Below are 16,863 nucleotides of genomic sequence, written 5' to 3' on the forward strand. Positions count from 1 at the left end.
TTTGCTTGTGGCAGGTGTGATCAAGTCGCCTTTTTTCATCATCCATCAAAATTCACTTTCGCAAATCTCATAAACCAAATGGCTTATGTAACGCGATGCGCCACGAACAGAACCGACTGCAGATGTCCTTAGCTCTTTGACTAAACGCTACTTTATTTCTTTATCGGAGTTGCGTAGTGTTAACAAAAACGATAACAAGTCTCAAAGTTAAAATAAGAAAAGGACGTTTATGCTACTTGAATTTGCACTCTTGTTTGCTGCTGGGGTTGTAGGAGGAATCATGAACTCGGTCGCTGGTGGTGGTAGCTTTATTACGTTTCCAGCGCTTATGGCTGTTGGTGTTCCGCCAATCATAGCAAATGCGACTAATACTTATGCTTCTTGTGCAGGATACATAAGTGGGGCTATCGGTTTTCGAGAGGAGATCCTAAAAAACAAACAAGAACTGATGTTCACTATCTCGTTCAGTTTGATTGGTGGCGCGATTGGTGCTTACCTCTTACTTAACACGCCAGAATCCGTTTTTCTCGAAGCCATCCCGTGGCTACTTTTGTTCGCTACCGTGCTGTTTTTAACTGGCTCACGCATGACACATGCCATCAAATCACTGACAAAAGGTTCTAAACATGCGGGTATTCTTGGGATTATCGCACTCAGTTTACTGCTCGTTGGTGTGTCTGCATATGGCGGTTTCTTTAATGCTGGATTAGGGGTCATTGTATTAAGCTATTTAGTTGTGGCTGGCCATCAAGACATCAATCTAATGAATGGACTTAAACTATTGGTTTCTACCTGTGTGTCCCTTATCGCTATCGTCATCTTCGTCGCCAATGGCTCAATTGATTGGACCAAGGGCAGCGTTGTAATGGCTGGTACTTTAGTAGGTGGCTACTTAGCGGCTCGTGTCTCTCGGCAACTAAACCCTATCCACGTAAAAGCGTTTGTCGCACTATCATCAACGATCATTACGATTTACTTCTTTATTGACGTCTATGCCTAATGCCTAAGTTCAGACAATACAAGCAACAAAAACGCCATCGCAAAATACGATGGCGTTTTTTATTCGTTGAAAGCGTGATTATTTAATCAGGCCCACTTCTTTATAGTATTTCTCTGCACCAGGATGAAGAGGCGCAGAAAGACCATCTTTCACCATTTCTTCTTTCTTCAAGTTTGCAAATGCTGGGTGTAGACGGCGGAAGTCATCAAAGTTTTCAAATACCGCTTTCACCACGTTGTAGACCACTTCATCCGGCACTGCCGATGATGAAACAAAAGTTGCACCGACACCAAATGTTTGAACATCTTCTGGAGATCCTCGGTACATCCCACCAGGTACATTTGCGATACGGTAGAAGCTGTTATCATCAACCAACTTATCGACTTTTGGACCCGCAACGGTAACGATTTCACTGTCACACGAGGTGGTCGCTTCTTTGATTGCGCCACTCGGGTGACCAACGGTGTAGATCATTGCGTCAATTTTGTTATCGCACAGGGCTTTTGATTGCTCTGATGCTTTCAACTCTGACACCAATTTGAAATCATCATTCGTCCAACCGTACTCTTTCATCAACACTTCCATTGTGCCGCGCTGACCTGAACCAGGGTTGCCGATGTTTACACGTTTGCCTTTTAGGTCATCAAATGTCTTGATGTCAGCGTCTTTACGAGCTACTACCGTAAACGGTTCTGGGTGAACAGAAAATACGGCGCGAAGCTCTTTAAATGGCCCTTTATCTTCAAATTTACTTGAACCATTGTAAGCATGGTATTGCCAGTCAGACTGAGCGATGCCCAAATCTAGCTCACCAGCGCGAATCGTATTGATGTTATAAATAGAACCACCCGTACTCTCGACAGAGCAACGAATACCGTGGTCAGCTCGTGATTTGTTTACTAGGCGACAAATTGCACCACCCGTTGGGTAATACACACCAGTTACACCGCCCGTACCAATGGTGACGAACGTATCTTTTGCAGAAACGGAAAAACTTGTACTAAGAGCAGCAAGGGAAGCCGCAACAGCAATATGCTTGAGTTTTAACATTGAACGTCCTTATTTCCTTTGTTTATAGCCACGTAATTATAGCAAGCATTAACAAACTGATAACGTTAAAGATCACATCTTGAATAGAATCAAGAAAATGAGAAGATATTGATCAGTAAGTATTTATGAACAGTGCTTCACTTCACACTAGTTCAAAAGTAAAAGCCCACAGATACTTGCTGCGGGCACTAGATCATTTTGAATAGCGGTGCTTATTTTGAATGGACGAATATTAATTGTTTATTACTTAAGCCCCCATGCTTCATTCAGGTTATCCGCACTGATTGCTTTTGGTCTTTTTTGTTGCCGACGATACGTCCATAAGTAGATAGACGGAATAACCGTCAGGGTCACTATCATGGAAATCACACATCCCCAACCAACAACAAGAGCCATCGGTGACATGTAGTTATCGTATCCACCCACCCCATAGGCCAGTGGAATCAACCCCGCAACGGTGGTTATCGTCGTTAGTGTTATCGGTCTTACCCTACTCAGCGTTCCACGAATCACAAACTCCAATACATTGCTGTGATTACATTCTGCTTCATGCTCTCTAAAATGCCATATTAAGACCAAGCTGTTGTTCACCATAATGCCGATCAAAGCAATCATGCCGATAATCGAGAAAAAACTTAACACTTGATGATGGATAAACAAAATAAACAAAGCGCCTGCGATACCAAATGGAATCACACTCAACACAATCAAGGTTTCACGCAGTCGATCAAATAACAAAACCAACAGTAAAGCGATGCCGATAAACGCAACACTTATCGCAGCAATGAACCCCTGTTGCGCTTCTTGTGTTTCAAGAATCTGTCCGGTTGCGACTATCGAGGCCCCGCCATACTCTTTATTGGCAAAGGCATCTTGCACCGCTGTAAATACCGCCACAGGATCTGTGACAGTGGCATCAACTCCAGAAGACACGCGGATCACACGCTCACCGTTGAAGTGTTTGATTTGCGCTTCACCGTCGGCGTTCTTCCAACGCACCAATTTACTCAATGGTACTAATTCATTATTACCAGACCGAACCAAAATATTGCCGAGCTCTCTAAGAGATTTATCGTCATCTTCTAACGCAACACGAAAGTAGACTTCTTCTTCACCACTAAAGATACGAGTCACTCTTTGTCCATCAATAGCAAACTTAATGATATCTCCGATCTTGTTTGCGCTGATGCCATAGTACTTTAACCATTGGTGTTGCAGCTCCGCTTGTATCTGAGGTGCGGGTGCATTCAAATCACGGCGAACACGACTTGTTCCCTCCAATGCCGCTATATAAGCAGTCAAGTCATTGGCTAGGTTTTCGCGCCCAGCGTCCGTACCTCCGACTACGCGCAGATCAACAGGACGACCAACGGGTGGACCACCACCATCAATATCAAACTCAATCTGAGCAAGCCCAGTGATTTGCGCGGCTTTTTCTTCCCACTCCTCAACGATCTGCTCAGCGGTTCTTGTTCGACGGTTTGGTGGTGTCAGCGAAATCACCCAGTAACTGTTTGGTGAACTTACTTCACCGTACCAATAGTTTACCTCAGCAGTACTTTTGATCAGCGACTCTAACTTTTGAGTCTCTGCCCAAACATCGTCTAAATCCAGTTCAGGATTAGATTCCGCGCTCACTTCAATCAAATAAGCGCCATCGGTTGGGAAGAATAAGTAGCTCAAACTCTGATACGAAATTACGCCTAAGCATAGGATCACCACCGTAATAACAGGAAGCGCAATTTTGCTGCGTCGAATCACATACTCGATTAAGCGATTAAATACACGTAGGTTCAATACTGCTTTCTTTTGAACTTGCCCTTGCTTGTTCAAAATGCCTTTCAAATGCGCAGGGATAAAAAATAGTGCATCAATAAATGAAAAACACAACGCGATGATAACGGTTAAAGGAATGACATAAACCAGTTTGCCACTGTTGCCCGGTAAAAACAGCAACGGAACGAACGCAATCATCGTTGATAGTATGCTTGCCATCACCGCAGGAAAAACACTCTTTACGCCTTTCTTTACCGCGGTTTCTACAGGGTATCCCTCTTCCACCAAGGCCACGATCTTATCGCTTACAACGACGGCATCATCCACAATGATCCCGACGATAAGAATCAGCGCAGACAAGGTAAAGACATCCAGAATCTGGCCGAATGCAGGAAGAAGAGCAAGCGTACCGAAAATACACACTGGGATGGAAACAGCGACCCAAAATGCAATACGTCGATCTAAAAATAGAGCTAACGTAATCAGCACCAATCCAAGTCCGACCAAACCATTATCTTTGACAATACGGGCTTTCTCTTGGATATCCTCTGAAAGGTCAGAGCCTATTTCAACTTTATAATCGTTACCCAATAACTTTTGTTGCTTCTCTAGTAGTGCCTTTACTGCGTTCGAAGTGCTGATCACATCCGCCGTTTCGTTGGTTCGAAGATCAAATAGAATGCTCTTATTACCATTGATTGAGCCGTATACTTCGCCTTTTTCGAAACCATCTTCAATCACGCCGGTGACATCTTTCAACTGGATAGTTGGGCTAAATGAGATAAACATTTCTCGAAGTGACTCAAGGCTATCTAGCTCTGCTGAAGTCATCAATTCTGGGTTATTTTTCAGTGTTTCGAGCCTACCACCACTTATCAAAGTGTTGCGCTCCGCAATCAGTGTCGCGACTTGATCAAGAGTCAATCCGTAGCGTCTTAACGATATAGGTTCGATCTGAATAAGAAACTCAGGAGCACGTAAATCGACGGTATAAACCTCTCCAATGCCCTCTACTCGTCGCAAAGCGAGTTCTAGGTCTTTGGCTTTTGCTCTTAACGATTTGTAACCAACATCACCGGAGATACCCACTACCATAAAATCAAGACTGTATGATTTCTTGATAGACAGCGTAGGCGCATCCGTAACACCGGAGGGAAGATCAGAGACTCTTGCCAAGGCATCTCGAACATCTTGATAGACCGCATTTGGGTCTGAAACGTTGCTGTCTAACACCACACTGATGTTTGACACGCCAGTTTCCGATGTAGAGGTAAATTCTTTCAAACCAGAAATAGAAAGCAGCTCTTTTTCGATCTTACTCGTAATATTGCTCTCGATGTCTTTTGCGCTTGCTCCGGGATAAACCGTAACAATGTTTCCTTTGCCTAAGTCAAACCGCGGCTTTTCAGCTAACGGTAGGTTATACGCCGTCCAAGCCCCGATACTGATGATCAAAATTGTTAGCACTTTTGCGGCAAATTTACGATGAGAGAGTATATCTAGAATGCCGTTCACATTACCTCCTCATCATTAAAATACACATAAGATTCCATGCCAGGATTGAGTTTTCCGGCACCGTTATCTACCGTAACTTCCACTAAAAAGCCCGGTTCAGAATTTTGAAAAGCAGGAGAAAGTAGCGTCACGGTGCCATCCAAGATCTGCTCAACCGATGGGATCTCAACTTTGACTTTCTCTCCTTTGCTGAACTTGTTGAAATCCATTTCTAAAAGATGGAAGCGAACTTTCAGCCTATCCATATCTGCAATGGTAAAGAGTGGATCGCCAACCGAGATAAACTGTCCTAACTCAACAGCACGATTAATGATCACACCATCAAAAGGCGCATCAGGGGTCGCTTTGTCTAATTTTCTCGCGGCAATCTTGTATTGAGTATTACTCACATTGAACTGAGCTCGGCCAATATTCGTTACGCGGATCTGGTTGTCCACGTCGCTGGCCGATACCCCTTTGCTCTTTAGCAGTGATTCATAGCGCTTTAACTGCTTTTCCTGAATATATAATTCCGCTCGACTGACTTCCAGCTCATTGCGGGCTAACTCAACATTCAATGAGTAATCGCTAGATGACAGGGACAGCAATTCTTGACCAAGTGTGACCCCGTCACCGTTATCATAACGGTAATAATCAACCACACCTGCCACTTCACTTTTTATCACCACACTTTTCTCCGGGACCAATTGACCAACCACGTAGTCACTCTCGGCGTAGGCCAAGCTCGACAAGAAAAGTAACGGAATTAATGAGGTTCTTTTTTTCATTTAGTTATCTCAAAATCTGATGAACCAACGACAGCTTGTGTACGGTTCTATCCCTGCGCCACCACTGATGTAAACGCAAAGTTCTTGATGTTTATTTAGGCGTTAATAAAACAAAGATTAACGGTTAGCTTGGCGCTAAGTTATCAGTCGAGGTGTGGAAAAAACGTGAGTTTTTAGATGACCATTACAGCAAAAAACCCCGAAAAATCGGGGCTTTGCTTTACTGCTTTTTCTTGTTGTTTTAAAAATGTGCGGCGTTAGAAAAATCCGAGCGGGTTAACGTCATAGCTGATCAACAAGTTCTTGGTATTTTGATAGTGATCGAGCATCATTTTATGAGTCTCTCGGCCGATGCCTGACTTCTTGTAGCCACCAAATGCAGCATGTGCAGGATAAGCGTGGTAACAGTTAATCCAAATACGACCCGCTTCAATGTTGCGCCCCATGCGATAAGCTAAATTTTGATCGCGCGTCCACACACCTGCCCCTAAACCATATTCCGTGTCGTTCGCAATAGCGAGCGCTTCGGCTTCATCTTTAAAGGTAGTAACCGCGATAACTGGTCCAAATATCTCCTCTTGGAACACGCGCATCTTGTTGTGGCCCTCTAACAAGGTTGGCTGAATGTAGTAACCTTGTTCCAAGTCGCTTTCTTGTTTAGCAACTTCACCGCCAAACACCACTTTCGCTCCCTCTTGACGACCAATTTCTAAATAACTAAGAATCTTATCGAACTGTTCTTGCGATGCTTGTGCGCCAACTTGAGTATCGGTATCTAACGGATTGCCCTGCTTGATGGTTTTCGCGCGCTCGGCAACTTTAGCAATAAATTTGTCATAGACCGATTCATGAACCAAGACGCGAGACGGACAGGTACACACTTCACCTTGGTTAAAGAACGCGAGCAATGTGCCCTCAATACACTTGTCTAGGTACTCATCTTCATGATCAAACACATCAGGGAAATAGATATTTGGCGACTTACCACCTAACTCTACCGTCGACGGAATCAAACTTTCAGCCGCACACTTAAGGATGTGGTTACCGACTTCCGTTGATCCGGTGAATGCCAACTTGGCGATTCGGTTACTGGTTGCCAGTGCTTGGCCCGCCTCGGAACCAAAACCATTGACCACGTTCACAACACCAGCGGGCAGAAGATCGCCAATTTTTTCCATGAGAACCAAAATCGACGTAGGTGTTTGTTCCGCAGGTTTAAGTACCACACAACAACCAGCGGCCAACGCAGGCGCAAGTTTCCATGCCGCCATCAGCATTGGGAAGTTCCAAGGTATGATCTGGCCAACCACGCCGATGGGTTCTGGGAAATGATAACTCGCGGTATGTTCATCAAGCTCGGCAGCGCTGCCCTCTTGCGCACGGATACAGCCAGCAAAATAGCGGAAATGATCGACAACCAAAGGTAAATCTGCCGCGAGTGTTTCGCGAACGGGTTTGCCGTTTTCCCAAGTTTCCGCTACCGCGAGCTCTTCGAGGTTTTGTTCAATACGGTCTGCAATTTTCAGTAGAATGTTTGCACGCTCAGTAACACTGGTTTTTGCCCACTGCGCTCTTACATTGTGAGCGGCATCCAATGCAAGGTTAATGTCCGCTTCAGATGAACGAGCCACTTTACAATACGACTGACCATTGATTGGGGATGTATTATCAAAATATTCGCCACTGGTCGGTTTTACCCATTCGCCACCGATGTAGTTATCGTAATGCGTTTTAAAATTAACAATGGCATTCTCACTACCTGGTTGTGCATAGATCATAACTCTTCCTTTTGTTCTCATTCATTGTTTGTTTTAAACATTTGAGTGTTCAACTCTGAAAGTGCATTACTCAAATCACATGCCAACAACTTACGGCTTGTTGTTAATTAAATGTAAAACTATGATTACTGAGCGATAACAATCTAAGTGAGTGATGCTCGAGCCTATATGTCGTGAGAACACGAGTGTTCAAGTGTTCAAAAATGGCACACCCTCACTGTGACAAAATGGTACAGTCATGGAACTTCAACACATTACCAACAGCAACTGGCTTTCTACTTCATGGAATCGAAGTGAGCAAGCCGGTTTAAAACAGCGTCGTCGACCAGAAGACATTCGTGTCACTTCAGCATTTTTGCAAGATAGGCGCCACCAGCTTCACTTCCTCATTGATACGGTTAAGCAGTTTGCATTACCTTTATTTAACCAACTGTTCGCTCACAGTGACAGTCGACTGATCCTAACCGATGCGGATGGCGTTATCATTGGCAGTTGGGGCCAACCAAAATTTCGTGAAAAGCTGACTGAGATTGCTCTTAGTTCAGGGGCGTGCTGGCAAGAAAAACTGAAAGGAACGAATGCCATCGGCACCGCATTATTTGAAGAAAAACCGGTCTCTGTGATTGGCGATCAACACTTTATTCAGCAGCACCGTTTTATTAGCTGCTCTGCCAGTCCTATCTTCGATCATTTGGGCAATCTAATGGGAGTGCTCGATATCACGAGTGAACAGAAAAAGCATGATTTCTCTACTCAGGTGCTGGTTCAAAACATGGTGCAACAGATCGAAAATCAACTGCTGAACCAAATACCGCAAGGTCATATTCGGGTAGATCTCGCCTGTGAGCAAAGCTTACTCAATAGTGGTTGGCAAGGCATTATCATTGCAAATGAAGAGGGACAAATTCTTGCTCACAACCAAGTAGCTTCGCAGCTTCTCGACCAAAATAATGTGGTTGGACAATCACTCGACGCCATCTTGGACAATACAACAAGCACTCAAACATTCGTTTTTAAGACTCAGCCATTGTCAAACGGACAAACGAAGAGAAAAACAGCCCGAACCATCGCCGCTTCAAACGATCTCCATTACGGTGATGCGAATGTTGAACATTGTTGGCAACAAGCAAACCGAGTTATCGATAAAGACATTAGCCTACTGATTTTGGGCGAAACCGGCGTGGGCAAAAACGAATTCGTTAAGGCTTTACATCAAAACAGTGAGAGAAAAAGCGAGCCTTTAGTCTCAGTTAACTGTGGAGCCTTGCCGAAAGATTTGGTCGAATCAGAACTGTTTGGTTACGTAGCAGGCGCGTTCACCGGAGCCAACCCTAAAGGTTATCAGGGTAAAATTCGGCAAGCACACAACGGCGTCTTATTTTTAGATGAAATCGCCGACCTACCACTTGAGGCCCAAAGTCGATTGTTGCATGTTCTGCAAGATAAGACCGTGTTGCCCGTGGGTTCCAACCAAACCGTTCAAGTTGACACTCAAATCATCGCAGCCACACACAAAGACTTAGAGCAACTCGTTATGCAGGGTGAGTTTCGTCAAGATCTGTATTATAGGATCAACGGCCTTATCGTTGAGTTACCCCGCTTTGAGGAACGCAGCGACAAACAAGCCCTGATTGAAAATATACACCGCCGCCACGCACAATCGGATCAAGCGATCTGCCCTCACCTATTGTCCCTTCTTATGAACTATGCTTGGCCGGGCAATTTAAGGGAATTGGACAGCTTGATTAAAGTGTCTGCTTTAATGGCACAGGATGAAGCAAAACTTACGCTGAGTCATGTACCAAGCCATCTCGCAAGAAAGCTCAGCCAATCTATCGCGTCAGGAACGGTTGATGTACAGCGCGAACAAGATATGCGTTCAACCGTAGAGGACAAGTTAGTAAAAACCTATCAGGCGAACCAAGGTAATATCAGCAAAACCTCCCGCATGTTGGGGTTGAGCCGTAACACCATTTATCGCAAGCTGAAAAGCCTTGGTGTACTCAAGTGACGAGTCTTGAAAGACAACATGTGAGAATTGAAAAAATGAAAAGATGAGATTTGAAAGATAAAAAAGAGCACCACATTCGGTGCTCTTCAGATTGATGACGAACCCCGCTTTTTAAGCGGGGTTCTTTTTTGGAAGCGACCGTAGGTCGCGATCGCGATATTTTTTGTTATATCGTGCGCAGAAGTTTCCATTCATTACATAGGCATACAGAAGCAAGTATTTGCCTTATTTCTGCCATGTTTAAGCCCATTTTTCGTAGATAACTCATCACCAACGCTATCTTCTTGATGTTTTGAGCTGCTGCTGCCAACCAACATTGCATTTGCACATTGGCTAGACCTCGAAAGCGAGCATAACGATGACCATGATGTTGCTTGGCGTCTGCGAAGCTCCGTTCTACGGTTTCACTTCGACGTCGATAAGTCTTTTTTCCGTAGGAAGAGAGCCGCATTTGATTTGCTCTCTCTACTGCATCGCTATAGATATGCCGAGCAATCACTTTCTTCATGTTTTTGCTTTGAGTGCAGTCATTCCTCATTGGACAGAACGCACACTCTTTGGGGTCTGAATGGTATTCTCGGTAGGCATCACGTGATGTGGTTTTATAAAGCAACTCCTGACCATTCGGGCATTGGTAGCTGTCTCTTTGTGCGTCGTAAGTAAAGTGTTTCTTTTTGAATGTATTTTTCGTTCTCGATGGGCGTCGATAACCGAACACGCCAAGAATACCTCGACGTTCAAGTGACTCCGCCACTGGGGCGGTAAAGTAGCCTGCATCCAGTCCAACAGCTATCGGGTTCAATTGGAATGTGGCAAGCGTGTAATCTAAGCGTTGAACGTAAGGTTGTGAGTCATTGATGTTACCTGCAGTGGTATAGGTATCGAGGATAATTCCGTGTTGACCATCAACGGTTCTATGGTCGAGATAGAAGAAGCCTTGTGGCTTATTATCACGAGTCATGAAGCCACTCTCTGGGTCAGTAGTACTGGTTTTAGTATTCTTTGTTTTTGACTCTGATCCGCGAGCCTTAAGCGGCTTCTTGCCCGCTATTTCTCGGTCTAACGTGACGTCTTCATCCAGCATATCAAGATAGGCACTCGCGCGAACCGCCGTGACTTTATTGGTGTGTTTATTCTTGTTGGCGTTCGCTTTGAGATGAGTACTGTCCGTAAAGAGCTCTTGACCCGCGACCAAACCTTTCGATATGGCTTGCTCTACGATATTAATAAAAATACGTTCGAATACATCCGTGCCATTAAAGCGACGAATGCGGTTTTGGCTGAGAGTAGATGCGTGAATGACTTTCTCTGTTAATGACATCCGTAAGAACCAACGGTAAGCGACATTCACTTCAATTTCTTTAACGAGCTGACGCTCACTTTTTATGCCAAAGATGTAGCCAAGTAAGATGATTTTGAAGAGACGAACAGGGTCAACAGGTGGACGCCCATTATCTTTACAATAAAGATGAGCGACTTCATCACGAATGAATTCAAAGTCGATAGCATTATCGATTTTACGCACTAAATGGTCTTTAGGAACCAACTGTTCCATCGTTACCATTTCCAGTTCGTATTGTTGCGGAGTCGGTTCTTGAAGCATGTCGGAGTATCCATATTTCGATACCCCTATTAGATCAAAGGTCTAGCTTGAAAGCTAGACCTTTGTCAGCAGTCTGAAGAGCACCACATTCGGTGCTCTTCTTATTTTGAATCTAGCCTTATGCCAATCACAGTAAGTAAACCACAATAAGTAAACTGAGTGTTCGAGCGTTAAAACAAACTAGTTAGATTGACCATTATTTACTACGAATGATATTACAGTCCGCCTTGTTGCTGCGCCTGTTTTACTAATGCCTGACGTTGAGTTTCCATCTCTGATATCACTTCCTGTTCCTTGTGAGTTTCCTGATCCAAATCTGCTGGAATAAAAACAAAGTACTTGTTAAGAGTCATCGTATGAACCTCAATTAATTATCGTAAAATACCTTCTTGGTAAACGTAAACAACATCAACTCTCGTTGAATCCTTGTTTGTAGGCTTAAAAAAATAAGGGATGTTTATCATTCAAACATCCTCCGTATGTCGCTAATTATAGGAGGAGATCAAAGGCTTACCTAACACTCTTTTTCATCTTTTACGTAATCTTATTTTCAATATCACAAGTGCGACCAAACCCAATTACTCGCTAACTGCATGTCACAAAAGAAAAATTTGTTTAAAATTTTATTGGAACCACGGAGGAGACCAGTTAATACTTAACGCTCGACACTTAAAGGCAACGATGACGTGAAAAATACCATTGATTTAAATTTGTATCGCTTTCTTCACTTGTTGATTCAACAAAAGTCACAAGCCAAAGTGTGTCACACCCTAGATATCAGCAAAGCGACATTTACGCGCTATCTAGCAGAATGCCGACAGCGCTTTGACAATGAACTTTTCAACGCAGAAAAAGGCGCATATACACCAACGCTTTTTTGCCAACAACTTTGCCAAGCGATCTGCGAGCCTTTAGAACAGCTAGAGCAAATTCCTCAATTAGCCAAAAGCTTTAATGCGAGCCCACACACAACCGAATACGTGTTCAGTATCATTAACCCGTTATCAAGTATGCTGACCATTCCGTTAGTCACAGCCCTAACCACTGAAGAGCAAAAACCTAAAATCGCTTTTATTGATTGGTCGATTGAAAATATTGAAAACCCAAAACGAGGCACCGTCGCCATTGGTATTGGTGGTTTCCCGAATGTGCTCAATGAAAGGATGGTCGAGCGTAAGATCAGCTCAGTGCCACTCTATGCATACGTAAACAAACATCACCCTCTCAGTGGACAAGCAGATTTAGAACTAGAAGAGATGGAAAACTTAGAAACCGTTCGCGTATCAATGGGGTCACTTGATGTCAGCGCTTATTATGAACGAGTACGGAAGATGACCGGTGTAAAACTAGAACAAAAACTCACGGTTTCTTCCATGACAGCTGCGCTCGACTGTGTCAGAGTCAGCCCATATGTGTTTGTGGGTATGTACATAGAAGATGCATTGATACCAGAAAGTGTTAGCCGAATTCCGTTGAAATTTGAAGCGAAACCGATGCTGTTTGATGTGGGCATACAGTATCACCGCGCTTTCTATCAACACCCTATCATTGCTCAAGTAGAGACCTTTATAAAACAAGCACTTCTCCAAGCAAACTGACTCTTTTTATTTTTTACTTCTACCTTTTGCAATTCCGCCTAAAACTAGCCACCGAAATGCAATTAAAAAGCCGGTCTATCGAAGACCGGCTCAGATTGATGACGAACCCCGCTTTTTAAGCGGGGTTCTTTTTTGGAAGCGACCGTAGGTCGCGATCGCGATATTTTTTGTTATATCGTGCGCAGAAGTTTCCATTCATTACATAGGCATACAGAAGCAAGTATTTGCCTTATTTCTGCCATGTTTAAGCCCATTTTTCGTAGATAACTCATCACCAACGCTATCTTCTTGATGTTTTGAGCTGCTGCTGCCAACCAACATTGCATTTGCACATTGGCTAGACCTCGAAAGCGAGCATAACGATGACCATGATGTTGCTTGGCGTCTGCGAAGCTCCGTTCTACGGTTTCACTTCGACGTCGATAAGTCTTTTTTCCGTAGGAAGAGAGCCGCATTTGATTTGCTCTCTCTACTGCATCGCTATAGATATGCCGAGCAATCACTTTCTTCATGTTTTTGCTTTGAGTGCAGTCATTCCTCATTGGACAGAACGCACACTCTTTGGGGTCTGAATGGTATTCTCGGTAGGCATCACGTGATGTGGTTTTATAAAGCAACTCCTGACCATTCGGGCATTGGTAGCTGTCTCTTTGTGCGTCGTAAGTAAAGTGTTTCTTTTTGAATGTATTTTTCGTTCTCGATGGGCGTCGATAACCGAACACGCCAAGAATACCTCGACGTTCAAGTGACTCCGCCACTGGGGCGGTAAAGTAGCCTGCATCCAGTCCAACAGCTATCGGGTTCAATTGGAATGTGGCAAGCGTGTAATCTAAGCGTTGAACGTAAGGTTGTGAGTCATTGATGTTACCTGCAGTGGTATAGGTATCGAGGATAATTCCGTGTTGACCATCAACGGTTCTATGGTCGAGATAGAAGAAGCCTTGTGGCTTATTATCACGAGTCATGAAGCCACTCTCTGGGTCAGTAGTACTGGTTTTAGTATTCTTTGTTTTTGACTCTGATCCGCGAGCCTTAAGCGGCTTCTTGCCCGCTATTTCTCGGTCTAACGTGACGTCTTCATCCAGCATATCAAGATAGGCACTCGCGCGAACCGCCGTGACTTTATTGGTGTGTTTATTCTTGTTGGCGTTCGCTTTGAGATGAGTACTGTCCGTAAAGAGCTCTTGACCCGCGACCAAACCTTTCGATATGGCTTGCTCTACGATATTAATAAAAATACGTTCGAATACATCCGTGCCATTAAAGCGACGAATGCGGTTTTGGCTGAGAGTAGATGCGTGAATGACTTTCTCTGTTAATGACATCCGTAAGAACCAACGGTAAGCGACATTCACTTCAATTTCTTTAACGAGCTGACGCTCACTTTTTATGCCAAAGATGTAGCCAAGTAAGATGATTTTGAAGAGACGAACAGGGTCAACAGGTGGACGCCCATTATCTTTACAATAAAGATGAGCGACTTCATCACGAATGAATTCAAAGTCGATAGCATTATCGATTTTACGCACTAAATGGTCTTTAGGAACCAACTGTTCCATCGTTACCATTTCCAGTTCGTATTGTTGCGGAGTCGGTTCTTGAAGCATGTCGGAGTATCCATATTTCGATACCCCTATTAGATCAAAGGTCTAGCTTGAAAGCTAGACCTTTGTCAGCAGTCTGAGCCGGTCTATCGAAGACCGGCTGATTTAAATGGCTTATTTTATTTCAGTAATGTCACTTGGTTTCCAAGAACCGTCGTACCAAGGTTCTAGTGGGCCGTATAAACGTAAGATAGTAAACCAACCTTTATTCGGAACCGTTTGAATCCAGTTTGCTTCTTTGCCTTTCGGAGCCTCAGGACCAAAGTACAAATCGATCGAACCATCTGGGTTTTCCGTCATATCATCACGTTTATCGTTCTTACTCGGAAATGGCTGACTTGTTTGTAGCTCAGAACGCGTTTGTGTGTCATACGCCACCACTGACCAGAAGTTCTTAGCTGGCACATTAGCAGGAATCGTCAGCTTGTAATTTTTTCCGCCATCAAAGTAGTCGCCTTTCGCCGTTTTATCGACAATCGCATACTTAGAACCTTTACCTACCATTTTAAGTGCCATCGCAGGCGTATTAACCGTCGCCATATAGAAGAAGTAGGTTCGCGCATCTAGGTTGCGTCCGCCGTTACCCTCATCAAGCAACCATTGATAATCATTACCAATGAACGCAGTCTTCCAGTTGCGATCATCCCAAATGTAGGCGTTTTCAGTACGAGGGTTAAACATCAGTGCACGAGCAGTTGCATTACCAATGGCAGCGCCATCAGCTAAAATCTTTTGCATTCGCTCATCGGGATTAAACGGTTTCCCTTTTTGTATACCAATCGTCGCGATCAAACCTCGCATCTCTGGATCAATAAACTCAATCGGCTCTTTGTCGATGACGGTTTTTATCTCATCATAAAAATGCTCATCATTGGCGTGGATGGTATTGAATGCTTTACCACTTCCTGAGACAAACTCCATCTTAGGTTGATTGCCTTTTTTCGCAAGTGGGTAGATCTTCAATCCTGAATGGTAAGCATTAACGGCCGCATCAGTCTTGCCATCTTTCAAAAAGCCACGGGCAATAAACCAGTTTACATAACTCTTCGATTGCGAAACATGGTATCCCTCCGGTACTTCTCCCTTATAGTTTGGTGGCAAAATCAGATACTTGCCCCCCTCGCCTTTATCTGGGCCGACAACGCCCATGTCTGTCACAAAGCGGAAAAATGCATCATTCACGGTTGTCGGCCCCATACCGGGTGGAATTTCTACCACCGTTGGGCCATCACGCTCAAGATCTAAGAACGCCGACGCATAAACCGTGTCCGTGTTACCCGTTAAAAATAGCGGATTGGAATCCATCAACTGATCAAACAGCATCACTTGGTTAGACTCAGTCAGACCCATTTTTTCATGCCCGATTCGCAAAGCTTCTAGCGATGCCATTGGAATGGCATTCATAAACACTTCTGTCGCACGCATCGTGTCTAAGTTATCGTAAAGCACATCCATGGTTTGCTCACTTGGTACGCCATCTTTAAAGTTCAAAGTACCAATGCTGATTTCTACTTTGTTGGGGGTCATGATGCCAGATGGAATATCGGTATTGTAATTGCTCGTTGCCGCCATCACAGATGATGAAACTAATAGGCTGGTAAGCAATACAACACGTTTTAGTTGAGTCTTTAACATAGGAGATTCCTGCTTTATCAGTTGGGATACATTCACTTTAGCTAAAACTAGAAATCAATTTTGATTTTCTCGACCATCAAAAATGACTAAACGACATTTATGCAACCAAACTCACAGCATTGCATCATCAAAAAACTGTCTATCAGGTCAATATTTAATCTTTTTTGAGAAATATTTAGCTCACTTTTTGGGTATCTTTTGGATGAAAAAGAGACAATTCAATTGCGGAGTGAAAGCTCTAATTACTACCCACTAAGCTCTGGGAGGCGTTATGAAAAGTACTAAACTTGGTCGTATCATGTCATTCAGCAGGATGTTTTCTTTTATTGCCTTTCTTACAGCCACATTCGCTTGGGTTTTAAATATGCATGCCCTGTTTACTGTGTCTGTTGTGGCTTTGTTTGTCAGTGCAATTCTTTACTTGAATGATAAGTTCGGTCACCACTTCAAAGGTAACACGAGAGAAAAGAGTGCCTAAGTGCCCTTTGGCTTTTCGTTGACAACAAATAAAAAAAGGATGCTACTT

The 16,863-nt window shown here is 43.8% G+C and carries 12 protein-coding genes; 4 read left to right on the plus strand and 8 right to left on the minus strand.

Features of this window, described 5'->3' with window-relative positions:
* Positions 1 to 229: 229 nt before the first annotated feature.
* Complete coding sequence (locus VA249_RS07795) at positions 230 to 1,000, plus strand: sulfite exporter TauE/SafE family protein (RefSeq protein ID WP_128810825.1); 771 nt, start codon at positions 230 to 232, stop codon at positions 998 to 1,000.
* A gap of 78 nt (positions 1,001 to 1,078) precedes the next feature.
* Here the strand turns inward: VA249_RS07795 and VA249_RS07800 are convergent, their stop codons facing one another.
* The 4 genes from VA249_RS07800 to exaC all read right to left on the minus strand — a co-directional run bounded on the left by VA249_RS07800 (position 1,079) and on the right by exaC (position 7,886).
* A complete protein-coding gene (locus tag VA249_RS07800) occupies positions 1,079 to 2,050 on the minus strand; it encodes a TAXI family TRAP transporter solute-binding subunit (protein WP_221067579.1) in 972 nt (323 codons plus the stop codon).
* A gap of 243 nt (positions 2,051 to 2,293) precedes the next feature.
* On the minus strand, positions 2,294 to 5,341 hold the full coding sequence (locus VA249_RS07805; protein WP_225927088.1) for an efflux RND transporter permease subunit: 3,048 nt from the start codon (positions 5,339 to 5,341) through the stop codon (positions 2,294 to 2,296).
* Positions 5,338 to 6,108 carry an efflux RND transporter periplasmic adaptor subunit gene (locus VA249_RS07810; protein WP_221067580.1) on the minus strand — a complete coding sequence of 257 codons (771 nt, stop codon included), beginning with the start codon at positions 6,106 to 6,108 and terminating at the stop codon, positions 5,338 to 5,340. The genes VA249_RS07805 and VA249_RS07810 overlap by 4 nt, the downstream gene beginning before the upstream one ends.
* A gap of 257 nt (positions 6,109 to 6,365) precedes the next feature.
* Positions 6,366 to 7,886 carry an acetaldehyde dehydrogenase ExaC gene (exaC, locus tag VA249_RS07815; RefSeq protein WP_221067581.1) on the minus strand — a complete coding sequence of 507 codons (1,521 nt, stop codon included), beginning with the start codon at positions 7,884 to 7,886 and terminating at the stop codon, positions 6,366 to 6,368.
* A gap of 238 nt (positions 7,887 to 8,124) precedes the next feature.
* Here exaC and VA249_RS07820 point away from each other — a divergent pair, with 238 nt between their 5' ends.
* A complete protein-coding gene (locus VA249_RS07820) occupies positions 8,125 to 9,897 on the plus strand; it encodes a sigma-54-dependent Fis family transcriptional regulator (protein ID WP_221067582.1) in 1,773 nt (590 codons plus the stop codon).
* 166 nt (positions 9,898 to 10,063) lie between these two features.
* Here the strand turns inward: VA249_RS07820 and VA249_RS07825 are convergent, their stop codons facing one another.
* The gene (locus VA249_RS07825) at positions 10,064 to 11,500 is read right to left on the minus strand and encodes an IS1182 family transposase (RefSeq protein ID WP_221067583.1); all 1,437 of its coding nucleotides are present in this window, start codon (positions 11,498 to 11,500) and stop codon (positions 10,064 to 10,066) included.
* A 215-nt stretch (positions 11,501 to 11,715) separates the two neighbouring features.
* A complete protein-coding gene (locus tag VA249_RS07830) occupies positions 11,716 to 11,853 on the minus strand; it encodes a hypothetical protein (RefSeq protein WP_164837178.1) in 138 nt (45 codons plus the stop codon).
* Between the two features lie 333 nt (positions 11,854 to 12,186).
* Here VA249_RS07830 and VA249_RS07835 point away from each other — a divergent pair, with 333 nt between their 5' ends.
* A complete protein-coding gene (locus VA249_RS07835; protein WP_221067584.1) occupies positions 12,187 to 13,098 on the plus strand; it encodes a LysR family transcriptional regulator in 912 nt (303 codons plus the stop codon).
* 170 nt (positions 13,099 to 13,268) lie between these two features.
* Here VA249_RS07835 and VA249_RS07840 read toward each other — a convergent pair whose 3' ends face one another.
* Both VA249_RS07840 and VA249_RS07845 read right to left on the minus strand, forming a co-directional pair.
* Positions 13,269 to 14,705 (minus strand): IS1182 family transposase, encoded by a 1,437-nt coding sequence (locus VA249_RS07840; RefSeq protein WP_221067583.1) that lies wholly within the window; start codon positions 14,703 to 14,705, stop codon positions 13,269 to 13,271.
* Positions 14,706 to 14,816: 111 nt separating this feature from the next.
* The gene (locus tag VA249_RS07845; protein WP_221067585.1) at positions 14,817 to 16,337 is read right to left on the minus strand and encodes a DUF1254 domain-containing protein; all 1,521 of its coding nucleotides are present in this window, start codon (positions 16,335 to 16,337) and stop codon (positions 14,817 to 14,819) included.
* 271 nt (positions 16,338 to 16,608) lie between these two features.
* On the opposite strand from VA249_RS07845, the gene VA249_RS07850 reads away from it, so the two are divergent.
* A complete protein-coding gene (locus VA249_RS07850) occupies positions 16,609 to 16,815 on the plus strand; it encodes a hypothetical protein (RefSeq protein ID WP_221067586.1) in 207 nt (68 codons plus the stop codon).
* Positions 16,816 to 16,863: the final 48 nt, after the last annotated feature.

It is taken from the genome of Vibrio alfacsensis (genome assembly GCF_019670485.1).
In the GTDB taxonomy this organism is placed as follows: Bacteria; Pseudomonadota; Gammaproteobacteria; order Enterobacterales; family Vibrionaceae; genus Vibrio; species Vibrio alfacsensis.